Annotated in this window: 22 protein-coding genes; 15 read left to right on the plus strand and 7 right to left on the minus strand. The window is 41.0% G+C overall.

What is annotated here, in order from left to right; all coding sequences use genetic code 11:
- Nucleotides 1–142 precede the first annotated feature (142 nt).
- From BST97_RS02485 to BST97_RS02520, 8 genes are all read left to right on the plus strand, one after another.
- Nucleotides 143–385 (plus strand): hypothetical protein, encoded by a 243-nt coding sequence (locus tag BST97_RS02485; RefSeq protein WP_085765758.1) that lies wholly within the window; start codon nucleotides 143–145, stop codon nucleotides 383–385.
- Nucleotides 367–681 (plus strand): type II toxin-antitoxin system RelE/ParE family toxin, encoded by a 315-nt coding sequence (locus tag BST97_RS02490; protein ID WP_085765759.1) that lies wholly within the window; start codon nucleotides 367–369, stop codon nucleotides 679–681. The genes BST97_RS02485 and BST97_RS02490 overlap by 19 nt, the downstream gene beginning before the upstream one ends.
- A gap of 27 nt (nucleotides 682–708) precedes the next feature.
- A complete protein-coding gene (locus tag BST97_RS02495; RefSeq protein WP_085765760.1) occupies nucleotides 709–1,830 on the plus strand; it encodes an NAD(P)/FAD-dependent oxidoreductase in 1,122 nt (373 codons plus the stop codon).
- Nucleotides 1,831–1,925: 95 nt separating this feature from the next.
- Nucleotides 1,926–4,031, plus strand: a complete 2,106-nt coding sequence (gene recG, locus BST97_RS02500) for an ATP-dependent DNA helicase RecG (RefSeq protein ID WP_085765761.1) — start codon at nucleotides 1,926–1,928, stop codon at nucleotides 4,029–4,031.
- 93 nt (nucleotides 4,032–4,124) lie between these two features.
- A complete protein-coding gene (locus BST97_RS02505) occupies nucleotides 4,125–4,793 on the plus strand; it encodes a TetR/AcrR family transcriptional regulator (RefSeq protein WP_085765762.1) in 669 nt (222 codons plus the stop codon).
- 2 nt (nucleotides 4,794–4,795) lie between these two features.
- Nucleotides 4,796–6,475 (plus strand): peptidase domain-containing ABC transporter, encoded by a 1,680-nt coding sequence (locus BST97_RS02510; RefSeq protein WP_085765763.1) that lies wholly within the window; start codon nucleotides 4,796–4,798, stop codon nucleotides 6,473–6,475.
- A gap of 2 nt (nucleotides 6,476–6,477) precedes the next feature.
- Nucleotides 6,478–7,851, plus strand: coding sequence for an HlyD family secretion protein (locus BST97_RS02515; RefSeq protein ID WP_085765764.1), 1,374 nt, complete (start codon nucleotides 6,478–6,480; stop codon nucleotides 7,849–7,851).
- Nucleotides 7,835–9,301, plus strand: a complete 1,467-nt coding sequence (locus BST97_RS02520) for a TolC family protein (protein ID WP_085768128.1) — start codon at nucleotides 7,835–7,837, stop codon at nucleotides 9,299–9,301. The genes BST97_RS02515 and BST97_RS02520 overlap by 17 nt, the downstream gene beginning before the upstream one ends.
- Before the next feature lie 11 nt (nucleotides 9,302–9,312).
- On the opposite strand, the gene rluF is transcribed toward BST97_RS02520, so the two are convergent.
- A complete protein-coding gene (gene rluF / locus BST97_RS02525) occupies nucleotides 9,313–10,053 on the minus strand; it encodes a 23S rRNA pseudouridine(2604) synthase RluF (RefSeq protein WP_085765765.1) in 741 nt (246 codons plus the stop codon).
- Between the two features lie 149 nt (nucleotides 10,054–10,202).
- On the opposite strand from rluF, the gene BST97_RS02530 reads away from it, so the two are divergent.
- Nucleotides 10,203–10,649 carry a hypothetical protein gene (locus tag BST97_RS02530; protein WP_085765766.1) on the plus strand — a complete coding sequence of 149 codons (447 nt, stop codon included), beginning with the start codon at nucleotides 10,203–10,205 and terminating at the stop codon, nucleotides 10,647–10,649.
- Here the strand turns inward: BST97_RS02530 and BST97_RS02535 are convergent.
- From BST97_RS02535 to BST97_RS02550, 4 genes are all read right to left on the minus strand, one after another.
- Nucleotides 10,646–11,116 (minus strand): DUF1569 domain-containing protein, encoded by a 471-nt coding sequence (locus BST97_RS02535; protein WP_085765767.1) that lies wholly within the window; start codon nucleotides 11,114–11,116, stop codon nucleotides 10,646–10,648. The two genes, BST97_RS02530 and BST97_RS02535, sit on opposite strands and share 4 nt — an antisense overlap.
- A gap of 4 nt (nucleotides 11,117–11,120) precedes the next feature.
- Nucleotides 11,121–11,573, minus strand: coding sequence for a transcription elongation factor (locus tag BST97_RS02540; protein ID WP_085765768.1), 453 nt, complete (start codon nucleotides 11,571–11,573; stop codon nucleotides 11,121–11,123).
- 96 nt (nucleotides 11,574–11,669) lie between these two features.
- Complete coding sequence (gene ribH, locus BST97_RS02545) at nucleotides 11,670–12,194, minus strand: 6,7-dimethyl-8-ribityllumazine synthase (RefSeq protein ID WP_085765769.1); 525 nt, start codon at nucleotides 12,192–12,194, stop codon at nucleotides 11,670–11,672.
- A 3-nt stretch (nucleotides 12,195–12,197) separates the two neighbouring features.
- Complete coding sequence (locus BST97_RS02550; protein WP_085765770.1) at nucleotides 12,198–12,983, minus strand: tetratricopeptide repeat protein; 786 nt, start codon at nucleotides 12,981–12,983, stop codon at nucleotides 12,198–12,200.
- 266 nt (nucleotides 12,984–13,249) lie between these two features.
- Between BST97_RS02550 and recF the strand changes: the two genes are divergently transcribed.
- The 5 genes from recF to BST97_RS02575 all read left to right on the plus strand — a co-directional run bounded on the left by recF (nucleotide 13,250) and on the right by BST97_RS02575 (nucleotide 16,994).
- Nucleotides 13,250–14,329, plus strand: coding sequence for a DNA replication/repair protein RecF (recF, locus tag BST97_RS02555; protein WP_085765771.1), 1,080 nt, complete (start codon nucleotides 13,250–13,252; stop codon nucleotides 14,327–14,329).
- Nucleotides 14,326–14,745: a lipocalin-like domain-containing protein gene (locus BST97_RS02560; RefSeq protein WP_085765772.1), complete on the plus strand. Its 420-nt coding sequence runs from the start codon at nucleotides 14,326–14,328 to the stop codon at nucleotides 14,743–14,745. The genes recF and BST97_RS02560 overlap by 4 nt, the downstream gene beginning before the upstream one ends.
- Nucleotides 14,732–15,031: a DUF721 domain-containing protein gene (locus tag BST97_RS02565; protein WP_085765773.1), complete on the plus strand. Its 300-nt coding sequence runs from the start codon at nucleotides 14,732–14,734 to the stop codon at nucleotides 15,029–15,031. Before BST97_RS02560 ends, BST97_RS02565 begins: the two co-directional genes overlap by 14 nt.
- A 111-nt stretch (nucleotides 15,032–15,142) precedes the next feature.
- Nucleotides 15,143–16,315, plus strand: coding sequence for a GlmU family protein (locus BST97_RS02570; protein ID WP_085765774.1), 1,173 nt, complete (start codon nucleotides 15,143–15,145; stop codon nucleotides 16,313–16,315).
- A gap of 70 nt (nucleotides 16,316–16,385) precedes the next feature.
- Nucleotides 16,386–16,994: a hypothetical protein gene (locus BST97_RS02575; RefSeq protein ID WP_157111398.1), complete on the plus strand. Its 609-nt coding sequence runs from the start codon at nucleotides 16,386–16,388 to the stop codon at nucleotides 16,992–16,994.
- A gap of 73 nt (nucleotides 16,995–17,067) precedes the next feature.
- On the opposite strand, the gene BST97_RS02580 is transcribed toward BST97_RS02575, so the two are convergent.
- Nucleotides 17,068–17,475, minus strand: coding sequence for a hypothetical protein (locus BST97_RS02580; protein ID WP_085765776.1), 408 nt, complete (start codon nucleotides 17,473–17,475; stop codon nucleotides 17,068–17,070).
- A 122-nt stretch (nucleotides 17,476–17,597) separates the two neighbouring features.
- Between BST97_RS02580 and BST97_RS02585 the strand changes: the two genes are divergently transcribed.
- A complete protein-coding gene (locus BST97_RS02585; RefSeq protein WP_085765777.1) occupies nucleotides 17,598–20,903 on the plus strand; it encodes a WD40/YVTN/BNR-like repeat-containing protein in 3,306 nt (1,101 codons plus the stop codon).
- A gap of 70 nt (nucleotides 20,904–20,973) precedes the next feature.
- On the opposite strand, the gene BST97_RS02590 is transcribed toward BST97_RS02585, so the two are convergent.
- A complete protein-coding gene (locus BST97_RS02590; protein ID WP_085768129.1) occupies nucleotides 20,974–21,480 on the minus strand; it encodes a GreA/GreB family elongation factor in 507 nt (168 codons plus the stop codon).
- Nucleotides 21,481–21,528 lie beyond the last annotated feature (48 nt).

Below are 21,528 nucleotides of genomic sequence, written 5' to 3' on the forward strand. Positions count from 1 at the left end.
TGGTGCTGAATTTTCTCAATAGAAGTTAATTATTGCGGTCTCTGTGCGGGCTGCAATCAGGTTTACTGTAAATCAAAATTTTATCAAGAAACGATATAATAACAAAAAATAATTCCGAAATTGTAATCCAAAGCAAGCAGTTATGGCCACCATCGATGTAATACGTAATATTTTGATAGATAAAATAAGATCTATTGAAAATAAGGATTTTTTAGTCGCACTTGATTCGCTTGTTACTTCCAGTTCATCTCGTGATGAGGTGACTAAGCTTAGCGAGGCTCAATTAGAAATGCTAGAAATGAGCGAGATTGACATCAAAAAAGGTCGACTCATTTCCCAAGAATCCATGGATAAAAGAAATCTGGAATGGCTCAACGACTTGTAAGATGGACAAGGACTGCTGATGTACAATATATTGGAATTCTTGAATATTGGGTTAATCGAAACAAATCAGCTACGTACTCCAAGAAATTAATTAAAATCGTTGGAAAGTTGACAAAGCAAATAGCTAAATCACCTTTCATTTTTAAAAAAGCAGATTTTGAAAACACGCGCGTAGCCACTCTCAATAATTTTAGCATATTTTTTCAGGTTCATAGAGAAGAAATATTGATTACCGCATTTTGGGATAACCGCCAGGATTCTATAAATCTCATTGAGACTTTGATAAATACTAAATAAGGTTTGCAAAACAAGTCAAAAAGCTTGATGAATAATATTGCTATCGACTTTGACGTAATCATCGCTGGTGGCGGTCTCGCGGGACTTACTGCGGCTAATATTTTGGGAAGGGACTTTAAGGTTTTATTAATTGATCCCGATGATTATCCGCGTCATAAACTCTGTGGCGAGTACCTAAGTGCCGAAGTAGAGAATATTCTATTGGATCTAGGTATAAACTTACCTAAAGCGACTGATGTAAAATTAAAAAAGCTGCTTTTTTCAACGCAAAACGGTAACAAAATCCAAGCTGATTTACCGCTGGGAGGCTACGGAATTTCACGATTTCATTTAGATCATTTACTCTTTAAAAAAATTGATCAATCTGTTGCTATTAAAAAAGATAAAGTTGTTGAAGTAAACATGAAATTGAGCCAATTTGTAGTGCTGACAAAACATGAAAAGTTTACCTGTAGACAAGTAATTATGGCAACGGGCAAACGTTCTGTTTTGGATAAAAATCTGTCGAGAGAATTTGTGCAGCACAAGTCACCCTGGTTAGGAGTAAAATGTCATTACGAATTTGATATGCCTCTCGATCAAGTGGAGCTTCACAACTTCAACGGTGGATATGCAGGTCTCTCAAAGGTCGAAAACGGAAATGTCAATCTATGTTATCTCGCCACGTTTGAATCCTTCAAAAAATATAAGGACATCGACGACTTTAACAGAGAAGTCCTTTCACAAAACCCTCATTTAAAATTATTCTTTCAAAATGCACGGCCTTGCTGGGAAAAGCCCATTGCGATTTCTCAAATTAGCTTTGACAACAAAAGTGCGGTCCAGAATGGTATTATTATGATCGGAGATACTGCTGGACTGATTCATCCACTTTGTGGTAATGGAATGGCAATGGCAATTCACAGCGCAGCGATTGCTTCAAAATGTATTCTGCCTTTCCTGAAAGACGAGACCAGCCGAGAGGATTGTTTAAAAGGCTATGAGCGGGAATGGAAGCTTGCTTTCAATTCTCGTTTACGTACGGGACGCTGGCTTCAGAAACTATTTTTAAACCCTACGGCTACTAAAGTAGGTTTGGGAATCGTAAAAAACATACCTAGCTTACTGCCTTTGATCATTGAAAGAACTCATGGCAAAGTGGTTTATTAGATAATCAGACGATCAAAACATACCCGTAGCTTATAAGTACATCAGTTCTGAGGTTTCAAAAGTTGGTTGGCTTATTTTTGAAAAAAACCTAATCGGTGCCACTTAACTTCTTATCAACACCTATTGATTATTTAAACGGCGTGGGACCGCAACGGGCTAAGTTGCTCAAGTCTGAGTTGCACATCCACACCTACGGTGATCTGGCAAATCTATTCCCGAATCGATACATCGACAGAACTAAGTACTATAAAGTGAGCCAACTCGTGGAGGAGGCAGCGCAGGTTCAGGTGATTGGGAAGATTGTGAATTTGAAAACCGTTGGTTCTGCAAAGTCAGAGCGACTCGTGGCAACGTTTACTGATGGAACAGGAGTGATGGAGCTGGTGTGGTTTAGAGCGCAAAAACACTTTCGCGAAAGCGTAAAAATCAACGAGCCCTATGTGGCTTTTGGGAAAGTAGCACGCTATGGGGCGACCTACAGCATGGCGCATCCTGATCTGGAATTACTTAGGGATCATCGTGCGCGCAAGCACAGTGCCATGACACCGGTGTATCCCAGTACAGAGATGCTTGCCAAACGTAAGATTACCAATACGTACATCGTCAAGCTCATGCGCAGGTTGTTTGATGAGATTCAGAATGCGTTTGTAGAAACGCTTCCCGAAAACATTTTGAAAGAACTACAACTACTGGATAAAAACAGATCCATGCGCAACGCCCACTTTCCTGAGAGCGCGGCTTACCTGCAGGCGGCACTATATCGGTTGAAATTTGAGGAGTTGTTCTACATTCAAATGGAGCTTTTGATGCAAAATCGCATCAGAAAAACGAAGATCAAAGGATTTGTTTTTGATCAAGTTGGGGAGCGGTTCAATGATTTTTATGAGAATCACCTGCCATTCGAACTCACCGGCGCTCAAAAACGTGTAGTGCGAGAGATCAGGAGGGATATGGGAACAGGCGCGCACATGAACCGACTCTTGCAAGGCGATGTGGGCTCTGGAAAGACGATTGTTGCGGTACTGACTTGCTTGCTGGCGATTGATAATGGATTTCAAGCCTGTATCATGGCACCTACTGAGATTCTCGCACAACAACATTACGCAGGTGTTCAAGAATTGCTTGAAAAAACAGGTTTAAAAGTCGCATTGCTTACGGGATCGGTTAAAAAGAAAGATCGTACTATCATCCATGAGCAACTTGAGGACGGCTCGCTCCATATTTTAATAGGGACGCATGCACTTATTGAGCCTAAAGTTCAATTTAAAAATCTGGGCGTTGCGGTTGTAGATGAGCAGCATCGTTTTGGTGTGGCTCAACGGGCTAAACTCTGGAAAAAAAATAGTCTGCCGCCGCATGTTCTGGTCATGACGGCTACACCCATACCACGTACACTCGCCATGAGTCTGTATGGCGATCTGGACATCTCCGTGATTGATGAGTTGCCACCGGGACGTAAGGAAATCAAGACCGTTCACCGTTACGACAAGAATCGTTTGTCAGTCTTCAATTTTATACGCGATGAGATTGAGCTGGGTCGGCAGATTTATATCGTGTACCCGCTGATTGAGGAGTCCGAGAAATTGGATTATAAAGACCTGCAAGATGGGTATGAAAGTATTGTGAGGGAGTTTCCATCACCTCAATACCAGGTCAGTATCGTGCACGGTCGCATGAAACCTGAGGATAAGGACTTTGAGATGCAGCGATTTGTTGAAGGAAAGACCCAGATTATGGTTGCTACCACGGTGATTGAGGTAGGTGTAAACGTACCTAACGCCAGTGTCATGATTATTGAAAGTGCAGAACGTTTTGGACTCTCGCAACTGCATCAGCTGCGTGGTAGAGTAGGACGTGGAGCAGAACAGAGTTATTGCATACTCATGACCGGTCATAAATTGAGCAGCGATAGCAAGACAAGGTTGCAGACCATGTGCGAGACCAGCGACGGGTTCAAAATCGCCGAAGTAGATTTAAAACTACGTGGCCCTGGTGATATCATGGGAACCAGGCAGAGTGGCGTGATGGAATTACGGGTGGCTGATATTGTGAGGGATAATGAAATTTTGGCGCTTTCGCGAAAGCGTGCACAAGAACTGCTGTCTCAAGATCCTACAATCTCGTTACCTGTTAATGCAAATGTCGCAAGGGTTATGCGTTTCCTGCAGAATAAAAAAGGCATCTGGAAATACATCAGTTAAGTCCTACATTCTCATGTACACGTGTGTTAAATAAAAACAAAACTACCCGATTGTGATAGTAATACTTTTAGATTTGCGAATCACATTTTGAAAATGGATAAGATTCTTTATAACCTTAAGATGGAAATCAATGAAAAGCTTTTCATCAAAGATCCAGAAACTTCGGCTTTAGGCAAAAAGATCATTCAAGAGAGTATCGTGATGATTCATGAACTGGGCTTTGAACAGTTCACTTTCAGAAAATTAGGTAGTAAGATCGGGTCTAATGAAAGTTCTATTTACAGATATTTTGAAAATAAGCATAAGTTATTACTTTATCTAGCCTCTTGGTATTGGAGCTGGCTAGAACATCAAATGGTATTTCAAACCATGGCTATCCACGAGCCTAGAGAAAAACTACTAAAAGCAATCGATATCATCACTGCAGATACGGTTCAAGATTCGACTTACCAGCATGTAGACGAGATATTACTTAACAAGATCGTGATATCTGAACATTCAAAGTCTTACTTGACAAAAGAGGTAGATCGTGAAAATAAAGATGGGTATTTTCAAGTTTATAAAAGACTTGCGAGCCGTATAGGGGATATGATTTCAGCACTTAATCCAGATTATCCATACCCAGCTTCTTTGAGCAGTATGATTATCGATGGAGCATTACACCAGCATTACTTAAAGGAACATTTTAAGGTAATTACAGATTGTGGAGCAAAAGTCTCCCCATCAAAATATTTTAAGGATCTTATCAATAGAGTTTTATAAAGATGAAGAATAACAGAAACATCTTAACCGCCTGGCAGCGGCTTACTCGATTGTTAAAACTGGATAGCAAAGATGTAAAACAGATCTTTTACTATGCAATTTTTGCTGGTTTAGTAGGTCTTACCTTACCACTGGGAATTCAAGCTATAATCAATTTAATTCAAGGGGCACAAGTATCAACCTCGTGGATCTTGCTAGTTATTTTAGTGACCTTAGGAGTCGCCTTTGCTGGTGTTCTTCAGATCATGCAGATCAGGATCACAGAAAACATTCAACAAAAAATATTCACGAGATCATCTTTTGAGTTTGCTTATCGATTTCCAAAAATCAAAATGAGCGCTCTGAGGGGGATCTATCCGCCTGAACTGGCTAACCGATTTTTTGATACGCTAACAGTTCAAAAATCGCTCGCAAAACTTTTAGTGGATTACCCTACGGCGATCCTACAAATTATTTTTGGCTTGCTGTTGTTGTCCTTTTATCATCCATTCTTTATCATCTATGGATTTCTCTTATTGCTACTCGCTTATGTTCTTTTTAGATATACTGCTGAAAAGGGTCTGGAAACCAGTATCCTTGAATCTAAAAATAAATACCGTGTGGCCCACTGGCTGCAAGAGGTTGCCAGGTCTATCATCAGTTTTAAACTCTCTGGATATACACAACTGGCGCTTAAAAGAAATGATGAACTCACGGCAGATTACTTGAAATATAGAGAGGAGCATTTCCGTATATTAGTATTGCAGGCTATTCTACTTATAGTCTTTAAGGTGTTGATTACCGCAGGCTTATTATTAATAGGTGGATTGTTAGTTTTAAATCAGCAGATGAACATAGGTCAGTTTGTGGCGGCAGAGTTGATTATCCTGATCATCATCGGTGCAGTGGAAAAAATTATATCTGGGTTAGAATCCTTTTACGACATGCTAACATCCATGGAAAAATTAGGAGAGGTAGTAGATAAGGAGCTAGAAAATCAAGACGGTGAGCATCCATTTCATGATGATGAGAATTATACGGTTGAATTAGAACAAGTGACTTTTGAGGTGCCTAATCGCAGCACTCCGATTATTGAAAATGTAGATCTCAAAATTAGTAAATCTTGCATCATCCTACTCAACGGTAAGAATGGAAGTGGTAAAACTACTTTGCTCAGACTTATTGCTGGAATCATTGAACCAACTAAGGGGAATATCTATATCAACAACACAGATCTTAGAGGTATAGATCTCAACTATTATCGAGCTCATCTGGGACAATCGCTTACTGAGGAAAGTCCATTTGAGGGAACGTTAAGACAGAACATAACCTTTGGCGATCCTAATATCGATGATGATAGAGTCTACTGGGCGCTTGAAAAAGTAGGACTCAATAATTTCTTGAAAAAGTTACCTCTAGGACTTAAAACAATGATTTACCCTGAAGGTAAACACCTGAGCTATACGGTAGGAAAAAAGATTGTTCTCGCTCGTAGTATCGTTAGAAACCCTAAATTATTGATTCTTAAGGATCCTTTAGATCAGTTTGATGAAGGAGAGGCTACACGTATCATGGACTTCCTTGTAGATCGTTCTAATGGCTGGGCACTTATCGTAGTGAGTCAAAATGAACGATGGTTGAATAAATGTGGTCGCATTGTTACCATGAACGACGGTAAGATCATTTCAGATAAATCTAAATAGTCATGTTGAACATCTCAAATACTTCAAGCATTAAAGGGAATCTAGAGCTCAATGACTATAAGTCTGGCGTTAAAGTCGCTAAAAGAAGACATTATAAATATTTCAATAGATTCTTAGGTGGTGCAGCCATTTTTGCATTCATTATTCTATTCTTGCCATGGACACAGAATGTTACCGGTAATGGTTATGTAACGACACTCACGCCCGAATCACGGCCACAAACTATACAATCTCCCATCGCTGGTCGAATAGAGACGTGGTATGTACGAGAAGGGGCTAGGGTTAAAGTAGGGGACACCATTTTGAGGATTAGTGAAGTCAAAAGTGAATATTTTGATGATCAACTGGTTGAGCGTACAACGGATCAGATAGGCTCAAAAAGCAACGCGGTCATTTCCTATCAGAACAAAGTGAGTGCACTACGTAATCAAATAGGTGCGCTCAATCAAGAACGTGAGTTGAAACTGGATCAGGCTCAACTTAAATTGCAACAAGCTCGATTAGGAGTGGAGAGTGATAGCATAGATCTCGTAGCCGCTAGAACAAACGAGCGCATTGCCCTACAACAGCTCAACCGTTTTATAGAATTGAATGAAGAGGGCATTGAGTCTGATCAAGAGGTTGAGATGAAGGAGATGAAATACCAAGAAACCCAATCTAAACGTATTTCACAGGAAGCAAAACTACTCCAGAGCAAAGCTAAGGTAGCAGATGCTTTAGTCGAAATCAATCGTGTGAGACAAGAGTATATTGATAAGATCAGTAAGGCTGAGAGTGATCTTTATACCGCCCAGAGTACTCAGTTTGACACAGAGGCTCAAGTAAGTAAACTGGAGGTAGATCGGGCAAACTACCAGCGTCGTAGAGATTTGTATTATGTGACTGCGCCCCAAGCTGGATATGTAAACCGCGCTATAATAGGAGGAATAGGTGAAACCTTTAAAGAGGGACAGCAGCTAGTGAGTATTATGCCAGACGATTATGAGCTGGCGGTAGAGACCTACGTTGAGCCTATAGATTTGCCCTTGATACATGAAGGGGAAGAGGTGAGGGTTCAATTTGATGGATGGCCGGCGATCATCTTTTCTGGCTGGCCTGCGGCGACCTATGGAACCTATGGAGCCAGAGTCGTTGCGATCGAGCAATTTATTAGTACTAACGGAAAATACCGAGTATTGCTGGCTCCAGATGAGGAGGATCATCAGTGGCCAGACCAGCTGGTTCCAGGCGCAGGTGCCTACACCTTTGCATTGCTAGAAGATGTGCCGGTATGGTATGAATTGTGGCGTCGTTTGAATGGATTTCCAGCAAACTTTTATCAGCCTGAGGCTAATGATAAAGAAGCTAAAAAGGATAAAAATGCCCAGAAGAAATAGAGTCCTTTCCTTTTCTGCGATATTGATGTTTTTTGTAGTGTGTAGCTCTTTGGGTAGCACGCTTTCGCGAAAGCGAGTCCTACAAAATCCCATAGCCACTCAAGAAGTCATGGATACTACATTCATTTCTCTCAGTGAGTATCTGGGGTATGTTAAGAAGCATCATCCAGTCGTTAAACAAGCAGGTCTTGTAATCGAACAGGGCGAGGCTCAATTATTGAAGGCGAGAGGTGGGTTTGATCCTAAAATTGAAGTGGACTATGAGCGTAAGGATTTCAAAGGCACAGAATACTATGATGAATTGCGTGGAGCATTCAAAATCCCCACCTGGTACGGAGTAGAATTCAAAGCTGGAGCTGAGCGCAATGAGGGAGCCTTTCTCGATCCATCACTCAAGGTTCCAGAAGATGGATTATACAGCGCTGGAGTGAAAGTGTCTGTCTTGCAGGGTTTAGTGATCAATGATCGCATGGCGACGCTTAGAAAAGCAAAATTATTCCGTGAGCAGACCCAGTCAGAACGTAACCTCTTAATCAACCAAATCCTATCCGACGCTACTGAGGTGTATTTTGAATGGTGGAGAGCGGCGCAGGAACGTTTGCTCTTTGAAAGTATATTAGAAAATACCATTATAAGGTATGAGGGTGTCGTGCGACAGGTGGAGACGGGTTACAAAGCTGCTATCGATAGTGTTGAAGCTGGGATTGCCGTAAACAATCGTCAATTGAGTCTGGAGCAGGCACGCTTGGATTTCGTTAAAAAGCGTTTGGAATTATCTAACTTTTTATGGATCGACGGCGTCCCTATAGAATTGAGGGAAAATACATTTCCTGAAAATGAATTGCTGGACAACATCGATGCTTCCCTTGAGATCATGGGACAGTCTCTGGATCTTTTCACCATTGAGAACCATCCCAAAATCTTGGCGATGCAGCTTAAAATGGAGCAACTGGACGTAGATCGAGATTTGAAGGCCAACAAACTCTTACCTAGACTCGATGTGGGCGTGGACTTACTGACACCCGAATGGGATAATGGCGATAGTTATCAATTGAATAATTACAAGGCTCAGGCGACCTTTTCATTCCCCATATTTTTGAGGAAAGAACGCGGAGACCTTGCCCTAGCTGAAATCAAGTTGCAAGATGCGTCTTTTGACCTTTTGGCAACCAGTATTCAGATCGAGAATAAGATCAAGGCCAACTTTAATGAGATCGATTCCTACAGTAGGCAAAACCAGATCTCAGATGAAATCGTGACTTCATCTGCGCGTTTGCTTTATGCTGAAGAACGTAAATTTGATCTGGGTAACAGTTCCATTTTCTTGATCAACGCTCGTGAAAATAAACTGATCGAGAGCAGCGAGAAACAGCTACAGATCATCGTCAAATTACTAAACGCAAAAGCGAGTTTATTCAATAGCTTGGCGATTGTGCCGGAGAATTTGTAATCGGTATCGTTCTAATCTGAGGATTTAAAAACCTTAGTGCTGTTTTTAGTCAGTTTGCGTAATGTACTTAACTCTTCTCGAGTAAGATCACGATGCTTTCCTACAGGCATATCCAGCTCCACATTCATAATACGCACGCGTTTCAGTTTGGTTACTCTATAATCGAGATACTCGCACATACGTCTGATCTGTCGATTCAAGCCTTGAGTCAGCACTATTCTAAAACTGCGTTTACCTAATTTTTCAACCTCGCACTCTCTTGTAACGGTATCTAAAATGGGAATCCCTGAAGACATGCGCTGCACAAAACGATCGGTTACCGTGCGGTCTACATGAACGATGTATTCCTTCTCATGATTGTTTCTTGCTCTGAGAATCTTGTTCACGATATCGCCATCGTTTGTCAAAAAGATCAATCCTTCTGACATTTTATCTAATCGGCCGATGGGGAAAATACGAGTAGGATAGTTGATGTAATCAATGATATTGTCCTTTTCTACTCTGGTGTCAGTCGTACATACAATGCCTACTGGTTTGTGGAATGCTAGATAAACGGGTTTCTCTTTTTTTGTGCTTATTGCTTCACCATCTACAGCGACTTCATCTCCAGGCATGACTTTGGAGCCCATTTCTGGAACTTGACCGTTAATGGTCACCCGTTCTTGCTCTATGAGTTTATCGGCTGCTCTTCTTGAACAAAAGCCTTGCTCACTGAGGTATTTATTGATGCGCGTTCCTTTTTGATCTGACATGCTACAAAGGTAAGCGTATTCACTATCTTCAAAAGAACTGAAGAAGATTTCCAAATTATCTATTAAGAGGACTACAGAAGCATCGTTACAAGGATTCCTATAATGTAACAATTTCAATCACTATCGTACTAATAGATAAAGAAAGAACCATGGATCAAAAAACCGCTGAAAATACCTTTAATGACCAATTCAGAGACGGCTACCCGGCCCACAACAATCTCAATACGCTCGCAACGATGCATTTGATTTATGGTATTCTATCCTCTCTAAGCTCGCTGTTCTTTATATTTTACATCTTTATGGGAGCAGCTCTAAGCGATCAAATAATGCGAGACTCTTCCAGCACTCCACCGTTTGATGTGAGTGTTATTTTTATTATAATTGGTTCTGTGGGAATCTTCTTTTGTATACTAAAAGCGATCTTCAATTTTCTATCCTCTTCTTACTTGAGGAAAGCAAAGAATTTCAACTTTGTTTTTGCGACAGAGATTATTAATTGCATCTCTGGAGTTTTAGGAATAGTCTTGGGGATTTTTACTTTCGTAGAAATTCACAAACCACACGTCAAAGAATTATTTCATAGGAATAGATCCTAGTTTTTCTTTACAATATCTCTTATGATCTTAAGATGGTGATGAGTATGAATCGTGATGAACTTTACAGTTTCCTTCTTTTTCATCCATCCAAATAAAGGATGTTTAAAAATTTTATTTTCATCGATTGCAGGAATTTCAGCGACTTCTTCGATTGTTGACGCATGTTTCTCAAGCAAACTGTTATGAGTTGCTTCTTGTGCACTCAAAGTCTGTTTAGGAGCTTTTCCTTTCCCTCGTGGAATGGTTTTGAAAGTCATGACCACCCATTTCCAGAAGCTGAATTTTGGAGCATAATTTTTAGGATTTGATTCTTCAAGGGTTTGAATGATTCCTTTAATAACATTTAAGGAATGATCAATATGCCAGTACGTCCCCACCTTAGAAACATTATTAGCATTTTGATTGCCTAACTCAATGTAGGAGTGAAGTTCAGCAAGTTGATTTTCAAGTTTCTTAAGTGCTTGCATGAGTTCAAACGATTTGGAGAATATTATGTTCCTTCTCATTGAAGGTGAAGGTATCACCTGCGTGGCGATGTTTCAAAGCCATTCCTAAAGGAGAGGCAAGGGATAGCGCAAATACGTCTTTTTCATTGACAGTAAGCTTCCCCATTCCCGCGCTGATGTAATAGTGTCCAGAAGGTAACGTGACTAGTGCACCATCCTCAACACGTTTACATTTTTTATCTGGATCGATTTTCAAAAGTTGATCTAGAATGATTTGAGTCTGGTGACGCTGTCTTCGATAAAGCTCTTCTTGGTTCTGAATCATTGCGCGACCGGTTTCATATTTGTCACCGGCACTGCTTTTGGTTTCAGATTGCTTAGAATGCTGAAGGTTTTTTAGATTGTCATCGATAATGTCTAGGCGTTCAGCTACAATTTCTAGACACTTGGTATTTATTGCTTTTTTGAATTCAGACAAGGATCCTTAGTTTAGAATAGCAAATTACAATAACTCCCCTACAATTAGAGGTCAGAAATTACAATACCGAAAAAAAATAAAGATAAAAACTGAGAACTATAGACTATCCAGCTTAATCGCAGCCATTTTTATTGCTGCAACCGCAGCCTCGCTGCCCTTATTTCCATGGCGACCACCACTGCGATCTACACTTTGAACATGAGTATCATCAGTTAGAACACAAAAAATTACTGGTATGCGCGAGTCATTAATGTTTAAGTCTTTGATCCCTTGAGTTACTCCCTGACAAACAAAGTCAAAATGAGCGGTTTCTCCACGTATCACACTACCGATCACAATTATCGCATCCAGTCGTTTCTTTTGACCTTTATCTTTAATCGGGTAGGTAGTGTCTTGCATATGCTTTGCACCATAAACCAATTCAAAACTGCCCGGTACATTTAATCTAAAGATGCGATCCTCATCTACACCACAGTCCAGCAAGGTTTCATGAGCGCCGTTGAAAAGGTTTTCAGTGATATCATCATTCCACTCGGCAACAACGAGACCTATGCGCATATTACTCGCATCAGGAAGCTGATTCTTATCGTAAGCTGAAAGATCCTTACCTGCGGTAGCCATGATTTAGTTTTTGGCTTTAGCCTGTCCTAAAAGAACCTTTGCATTTTGAGCTTCTGCTGAGTCGCTGTACTCATTTTCGATACGCTCAAGTGCGCTTACCGCTTTTGCATTATCGCCAGCTTGGAGAGCGGCCTTAGCAGCTTTTAATAAGTATTTAGGTGAGGAGAATTCATTGGGTTCCGTATCGGCAGCGTTTAAGTAGTAGCTTACTGCATCGTCATATTGCTTCACTTGTACCAAAGCATCGCCTATACCAGCTTGTGCCAGCGCTTCCATTACACGGTCGCCACCATCATAAGCACTTAGGTAATCGATGGCTTTCTGGTATTTATCACCACCTATGTTGAGGTAGGCCATACCTGCCTGATAGTTGGCTAGATTTCCAGCATCAGTTCCGGCGTACTCATCTGCGATTTTGATCAGTCCATATTTACCATCAGCACCTTCTAGAGCAAGATTGTAAAGACTGTCTTGTTCTTGTCCGCTTGCGTTTAACGCAGCAGCATAAAGTTCATTTGCTTTAATGCTTTCTAGAAGCGCTTCATTTTGCTTGGGAGATTGAATGAACTCGTTATAAGCCCAGTAAACTAGAGCTGCAAGAGCAATAGCAGCAATCACACCTATGATGGCGTTTTGGTTGTTGCTTACCCATTCCTCCGTTTTATTGGCACCCTCATCCAGCGACTCAAATACCTCTGCCGTTGTAGACTCAGAGTCGTCAATTAGTTCTTCTTCCTCCTTTTCAGGCTTGGTTTTCGGTTTATATCCTCGCTTATTGTACGTTGCCATTACTTCTTGAAATTGTGCGCGCAAAAATAGAACAATTATCGAATTATAAAAATGTGTGAAAACTTTATTACGACTAAGTTGAACCGTTGAAATGGGTATTTGAGGTAATTGTCCGGCTCACATCATTTTTAAGAGCATTCTACCAGTCATTTCCTTCCCTCTTTTGTAGGTTTGTGCAGCTGTAAAAAGTTTTTTAATAAGTACGCTTTCGCGAAAGCGTAAACCCTTACAATCACCTCACACATTTAAAGCTGTCGTTACCCATTATGTATCTTAAATCACTGAGCCTGATCAACTATAAAAGCTTTGAGAGTGCTGATTTTGAGATGGATGAGCGCATCAATTGTTTTGTGGGGAATAATGGGGTGGGTAAGACTAATGTGCTGGACGCTGTTTACCATCTGGCTTATGCAAAGAGCTACTTCAACCCGATTGCAGTTCAAAATATCAAACACGGTACAGACTTTTTTATGCTGAACGGAAAGTTTGATAAAAATGGGCGTGAGGAAAACGTGATCATCAGTTCTAAACGCGGCGCTAAGCGACTGGTGAAGCGCAACGGCAAAGAGTACGAGCGCATCAGTGAACACATCGGTTTGATACCGCTGGTGATCATTTCACCAGCAGATCGGGATTTGATTACTGAGGGCAGCGATACCCGCAGGCGATTTCTAGATGGTGTTATTTCCTTGGAAAATAATCCCTACCTAAACAAGCTGATTGATTACAATAAACTGGTGCAGCAACGCAATGCTCTGCTGAAATACTTTGCCAGCAATAGAAAATTTGACAGTGCAGCGCTAGAAGTCTATGATCTTCAAATGAGTGAGTTGGGTACGTACATTTATGAGCAACGGACTCAGTTTTTAGAAGTTTTCATACTCATTTTTAGAAAATACTATCAGAAGATTTCGCAGACCAGTGAAGAAGTCAGTATTAAATACAAAAGTGATCTCAAGGAGCTTAGTTTGCGCGAGGCCTTGACAAATGCCCAACAAAAGGATATGCAGTTGCAATACACAAGCGTGGGCACGCACAAGGATGACCTGATTTTATTGCTTAATGGCTATCCTGTGAAAAAATTTGGTAGTCAGGGACAGCAAAAAAGCTTTTTGACAAGTTTAAAACTGGCTCAATTTGAATTTATCAAACAGCAGAGCGGCACTGTACCTATTTTATTGCTGGATGATATTTTTGACAAACTGGATGAATCGAGGGTTGCGCAGATTATCGATATGGTAAATGAGGAGCAATTTGGGCAGATCATGATCAGTGATACGCATCCCGAGAGAACCGAGGAAGTCATTAAACGTACGGAGCAATCCTATAAAATTTTCAATCTATGAAGTGGAACATCTTTTTATCTGTATGTATCGCGATGTTTTTAATCTCTTGCGAGAAAGATTCTTCAGAAAAAATCAAATTATTAGAAGGCTACTGGAATATTGAGACGGTTGAAATGCCTGATGGATCTGAGAAAGCTTTTCCGTTCTCAAATCACATGGACTATTTTGAGATCAAAGAAAATACTGGGATGAAATACCGCGTGAGCCCACGATACGATGGAACTTTTGTCAATTATGGCAGTCCAGTGCCTTTTAAATGGAAGGAAAAAGATGGAGAACTGCTATTGAAATTTGCTGACAGTTCAAATGCTTATCAGCAAACCCTGAAAAGTGTGAGTAAGAAAGAACTGGTCTTACTCCATGAAAACGGAACCTTATACACCTATACCTCATATACACCAGATGCGAAACAATAAAAAAGACGACTTTCTAAAATTGAGCGATGCATTGCAGGATTTCAAATCTCAAGAAAAACTTTCTCGTGGGTTTGAGCGCGTTAATGTAGAGACAGCCTGGAAAGATGTCATGGGACCCGGCATCGTGAAATACACTACAGGAATGAAATTTACTGCAGGAACGCTTATCGTGAACTTATCTTCATCTGTTTTGCGTCAAGAATTGATGTATGGCAGGACTAAAATCATGGAGAATCTTAACCATCATATGGGACAAGAATTGGTTACAAAAATTGTATTGCGATAAAATCTGATACAGTTCTGATCTGGTTAAAGTTGTATAATTCTTATTGACTTAAACTTACTCTTAAGCTTAAACTTATTCTTATTTCCGACCTTTGACTAAAACCAAATTGCTATGAACTACATACTCTCAGATTTTGACGCCCATAAGTCTTTGCTACCTTTTACTTACACTCGCCCAGCTTCAGAGATACGATGCGGTATTCTCACGATGACTAATCGCTGGAAAAGATTGCTGGAAGAAGAGTTAAGCTTTCAAACAGAAGAATATTTAACTAAAAAATTTTCTCTCCATGAAACAGATGACAATGTTGTTATTGCTGGAAACGCAGTAGCAACTGAAGAACTTGTATTTCAAATCAAAGCTTTAAAATCAGAGCAAAAACTTATGGCTGGCGATAGGGTAGTAGCCTATCGAGCGGCTCAAGTTCACACACCCACCATCGAGTTAGAGCAAGTTATTTATGAAGGTGACGAAATTATTTTTATAGATCATACCTGGGATATCTTTTCCAAGAACGGAGAAGTTCTGGAAATGGACTTTGATTTGATTACTAAAGAGCGCGATAGTCAACCCATCCCAGAGCATGTTCAAGCTGTAAATCCAGAACGTATTTTTATAGAGGAGGGAGCAACAGTCAACTTTTCAATTCTTAACGCTTCTAGTGGTTCTATTTACATAGGCCGCAATGCAGAAGTCATGGAAGGTTCTTTGATTAGAGGTGGTTTTGCATTGTGTGATCATAGCTCGACAAAACTGGGAACCAAAATTTATGGCCCAACAACAGTTGGACCTCACAGTAAAGTAGGTGGAGAGGTAGGCAATTCAGTTATAATCGGTTATTCAAACAAAGGACACGAGGGCTATTTAGGGAATTCAGTACTGGGAGAATGGTGCAATCTGGGCGCCGATACTAATACCAGCAATTTAAAAAACAACTACGCCGAGGTAAGACTGTGGGATTATGAAACAGGTCGTTTCGCTAAAACCGGACTACAATTCTGCGGATTAATGATGGGTGATCATTCCAAGTGCGGAATCAATACCATGTTCAATACAGGAACGGTTGTCGGCGTAAGTGCCAACATCTACGGTTCAGGATATCCACGCAATTTTATTCCGTCTTTCAGTTGGGGTGGTCCACAAGGTATGATGACTTATAAATCCTCTAAGGCTTATGAAGTGGCAGAAGTCGTCATGAAAAGGCGTAATCTTCCTTTTACTGAGTTGGATAAAGAGATTTTAGATCACGTATTTGAGGATACTAAAAAGTATAGGAAGGATTAGTTTTTGTTGTTTGCGTGTAAAATAATGCTGGTGTTACGCAACTTTTACTATAAATGATCATCTTTAAGTCATGAAGTCGAGACAGAACACAGTATACTGTAGTGCCTTTTTAATGCTGCTACTTTTTCAGAATTTCTGTTTTGGCCAAGATGCCGCACATGGTAATATATCATTTGAATCTGGATTTCAAGTTGGTCGTTATATAGGTCTTGATTTTGGTATAAATTACAAAGTAAATCATCAGAACACACTTCATTTTGGCGTTTCAGCCTTAACTACAAAAGCGCATAATCGCCCTGAAGGGTATGGTGGAGGTTTAGAGTCGGTGTATAGCTTTGGGTTTTCTGCGGCAAGAGAGCGATTGTTTAATTTTCGTATTGGAATAGGTAAGATATTCAATTTGAACGAGCAGAGCAGTTGGAGGTTCCATCCTAAAGTTGGGATCGGGCTAGCAATCATTCAAGAACCGATTAATTTTAACTTTAATGGTAGTTTTTTGATAAGTGAAAATTACGATTATGAATTCAATTCCTACAGTACATGGAGTATTCATATAAGCCCTAATATTGAATACCTCATTCATGAATCTTTTGGATTTTCAATTTCACCTTTATTGATTTTGAACAAAAATCAGTGGCACTATGGGCTAGGGCTCAATGTTATACTTGGTAGCCCTTAAAAAAACAATCAGCTTCTGTTTTCTCATTATATAATGACATCTGCTACAATCTTTAATGCTCAGATAATTATCTTTAATCTGCAATTTTAGCATAACGCTCGCTGCACGCCTCAATACAGAAATAATTTATTTGAAGAGTTCCATCGGCTAAAGTGTAGGTCGCTTGACAATTTCCAACTGAAGCCATAATTGTATTATCCATCTCATTATAACTTCCTGTTCGGTCTGAGGAACTTGAAGATGCTCCAAAACACATTCCGAAATTACTGCTCACTGTTCCATTACCGTCAAAAGTAAGGCGCTTACCACTGTTGTCAACTTGGAAAGTTCCACTACCATCTCCAGGATCAGCGAGGGTGGTTCTAATTTCCCATGTTCCCTGTAAAATATTGCTGTCAACGTCAGTATCTTGATCGTCGCTATCACAAGAGTAAGCAGTCATTAAAAATAATACTGGAAGAATAAAATAGAGCTTTTTCATGTTTTTAGTTTTTATATAGATGCTTGATTCTCAAAAAGGTTGCGTAGTACGAGTTGCATTTTAATTGTCCCACTTTCGCGAAAGCGGAATCCCCACTATCTTTAGAGCAATATTACAATTCTATGAAAATCAAACTTACTTTAATCGGGTTCTTGATCTGTTTTGGAGCGATCCAAGCACAAAGATTAGATTTGGATCTGGTCAAAGAACTTAATCCCAGAAATATAGGTCCAGCAGGTATGTCGGGTCGTGTCACCTCCATCGATGTGGTGGAAAATCACACAAACATCATGTATGCCGGGACGGCGAGCGGTGGTTTATGGAAATCTACTAATGCTGGCACCACTTGGGGCCCCATTTTTGACAATGAGGTGACCGCTTCAATAGGTGCAGTAGCAGTGCAACAATCTAACCCTAGCGTGGTCTGGGTGGGAACGGGTGAAGGAAACCCTCGTAATTCTCTCAACGGTGGTTACGGCATTTACAAATCCCTCGATGGTGGGAAAACCTGGAAGTCTATGGGACTTGAAAAAACCAGACATATCCACCGCGTGGTGATCGATCCCACAAATCCAGATGTGGTTTATGCTGCTGCGATAGGATCACCTTGGGGAGAACATCCAGAGCGCGGTGTCTTCAAAACTACAGATGGTGGAAAGTCTTGGAAAAAAGTCCTTTATACAAACGAAAAATCAGGTGCCGCTGATCTGATCATGGATCCAAGCAATCCCAACAAACTAATTGCTGCCATGTGGGAACACAAGCGCGATCCGTGGTTCTTTAAATCGGGTGGAGAAGGTTCTGGACTCTATATCACTTACGACGGTGGTGATAACTGGAAAAAACTGACCGACAAAGAAGGAATGCCCAAAGGCGAATTGGGTCGGATAGGAGTGGCGATTGCGCCCAGCGATCCGAATATTGTTTACGCTCTTGTAGAAGCAAAAAAAAATGCTCTTTATAAGTCTACTGATGGTGGAGAAAACTGGAAAAAGATCAACGATAAAAGCGATATAGGAAACAGACCTTTTTACTACTCTGAGATCTATGTAGATTCACAGAATGAAAACCGAGTATACAGCGTTTTCACTTACGTAAATGTTTCTGAAGACGGCGGGAAAAATTTCGATCAGCTTATGCCGGCTTACGGTGTAGACAATGGTGTTCATCCAGACCACCATGCCTGGTACATCCACCCAAAAGATGGTTCTTTCATGATCGACGGGAATGATGGTGGAATGAATATTACTTACGATCGTGGTAAGTCGTGGAGATTCATCGGGAATCTTCCTGTGGCGCAGTTTTACCACATTAATGTAGATATGGAAACACCATATAATGTGTATGGTGGAATGCAGGATAATGGGAGCTGGAGAGGACCAGCTTACGTCTGGAGATCGCAGGGAATCAGGAATTCCTACTGGCAGGAGATCAGCTTTGGGGATGGTTTTGATGTCGTTCCAGATCCTGACAACAGCCGTTATGGTTACAGCATGAGCCAGCAGGGTTATGTAAGTCGCTACGATTGGCAAACGGGAAATAATTATAGTGTACGACCCACGCATCCAGATCCCGAAGTTGACTTGAGATTCAACTGGAACGCTGCGATTAATATTGATCCCTTTGACAACTCAACCTTGTACTTCGGGAGTCAGTTTGTGCATAAATCCACTGATAAAGGTTTAACTTGGAAAGTGATCTCTCCAGATCTCACCACAAACGATCCGGAAAAGCAAAAACAAAGTGAGAGCGGAGGACTTACTATGGACGCAACAGGAGCAGAGAATCACACCACCATCCTGGTCATAGAGCCCAGCGCGGTAGAACGTGACGTATTATATGTAGGAACAGATGATGGTCGCGTGCATGTAACTAAAGATGGCGGTGCTAACTGGATAGATATCGCTTCTGGATTGAAAGGGCTTCCAACAGGCAGCTGGATCGCACAAATCAAGGCTAGCAAGACAAAAAAAGGCCATGCGCTACTTATTGCAAATGATTACCGCCGTTTCAACTATGAGCCTTACGCTTACCGAACTACTAATTATGGACAGAGTTGGACCAGAATCGTGGATGCCGACGACACAGAAAGTTATGCATTAAGCATTATTGAGCACCCAGAGCAGAACAATTTGATGTTTTTAGGAACTGACGACGGGCTCTACGTGAGTATCGATGCTGGTGATAACTGGACAAAATACACAAACGGTTTCCCTACTGTGAGTGTGAAAGATCTTGTCATTCACCCGCGCGAGGACGATTTGGTGATTGGAACATTCGGTCGTGCAGCATGGGTGCTGGATGATTTGGAACCTTTAAAACAAATGGCTGGAGATTATTCCGCTTTCGCGCGGTCCCTGAGCGGAGCCGAAGGGAAAGCGAAAAGGAGTAGAAAGAAAAGAAAAAGTGCCCATCGAGAGCCTCAGGGCTCGGAGGATACAGCAACCGTTGCAGAGCAGCCCATATACCTGTTTGAGCCACCTACAGCTTATTTTGCCCGTTACCAGCAGCCCACGGGAAGCCGTTTTGGCGCTGATGCGATGTATCAAGGCGAGAATAGGGGAAGTAGAGGAAGGTTCAGATATTTCTTTGATCCAGATGCGTACAAAACAAAAGGTGGAAAGGGAATAGGATCTGACAATAAGAGCAAAGAAGATAAGGAAGACGGGTCGCTGAGCGGAGCCGAAGCGAAGCCCGATTCACTTTTCCTTAAAATCTATGATGGCGATAAGCTCATCAGAACAATGAGCAGTAAAGTGCCAAAAGAAAAAGGGGTGCACTCGTGGGGATGGTACCTGAGAGAAAAAGGAGCAAAGCGTCCGAGAAGAGGCGTAGATGAAAGCAAGAGAGAACCGACTGGAGTCAGCGTTTTGCCAGGAACTTACAAAGTTGTTCTAGAATATGGAGATTTGACCAGTGAGACGATGATAAAGGTTCAGGAAGATCCACGCATCGATGAGTTTTCTATCGCCAATAGACGTGCCATGCGAGCGGAACAGAAAAAACTGGAAGCGCTCAATGAGGAAGTCTATGAACTGACCCAAGCACTGGCAGAAGGCAAAAAAAACGCTGAGCTTTTCAAGAGAATAATGAAAGATGCCGATGAAGAGAAATTCAAAGCTCAGATCAAACGAACTGATAGTGTTCTCAAAGAACTGAAGCTGGAGCAGAACAAATACTTTGGCACGCCAGATGACCGTCAAGGAATTACACGTAATCCTGAAAAGACCATTATGCAACATATAGGACTTGCCAGTTCCTACATAGGTAGCCGTCAGGGCGCACAAACACCTACCGAAGGACAGCTACTGGATCAAGCACAAACCTTGGCAAACAAAACCATGATGGAAACCAGAAAATGGATGGAGGAAGTCTGGAAACCCTACGTAGCGGATATGAAGGCGCTGGAAGTAAGCCTGTGGGACTGATGGCAATTGTATCTATAAAACATAAAAGGATCTCGAAAAGAGGTCCTTTTTAAATTGAATCAGTTGAAGATTAGGAATCGTATTCAATCTCCAAAATCTCAAATACCCGATTCTTAGGCTTCAGTTCCAAGATTACTTTATCACCGACTTTTTTATTGGTAAGCAGTTTTGCGATAGGAGAGATAAAAGATATTTTCCCCTTGGCGATATCGGCTTCATCTACGCCTACAATTTGAAATTGTTGAGGTTTGGATTGATCCCCAATTTTTAATTTTAGGGAAGCTCCGAAACGTACTTCGTCTTTAGGTTGTTTACTCAAATCAATAACTTGAGCAGACGCGATTCTTGTCTTGAGCAGACCCAGTTTTGCGTTAATAAAGTTGGTTTGAATTCTCTTCTCTTTCTCATCTTTAATTTCTGAACTATCACGTTCCTTGATGAGATCTTCTTGCTCTTGGAGCAATTCACTCATTCCGGTTTGAGTGACATAATTTGTAACACCCTCTGGCAGATCTGCCCTGGGTGGTACCATAGGTACTTCTTCCTGATCTTCCTCTTTTACAAAACCTCTGCTCATTACTTTCACTTAGAAGGGAAGTTAGCTTATTCTACTTCAAGTTTGTCC

The sequence above is a fragment of the Nonlabens spongiae genome (assembly GCF_002117125.1).
In the GTDB taxonomy this organism is placed as follows: domain Bacteria; phylum Bacteroidota; class Bacteroidia; order Flavobacteriales; family Flavobacteriaceae; genus Nonlabens; species Nonlabens spongiae.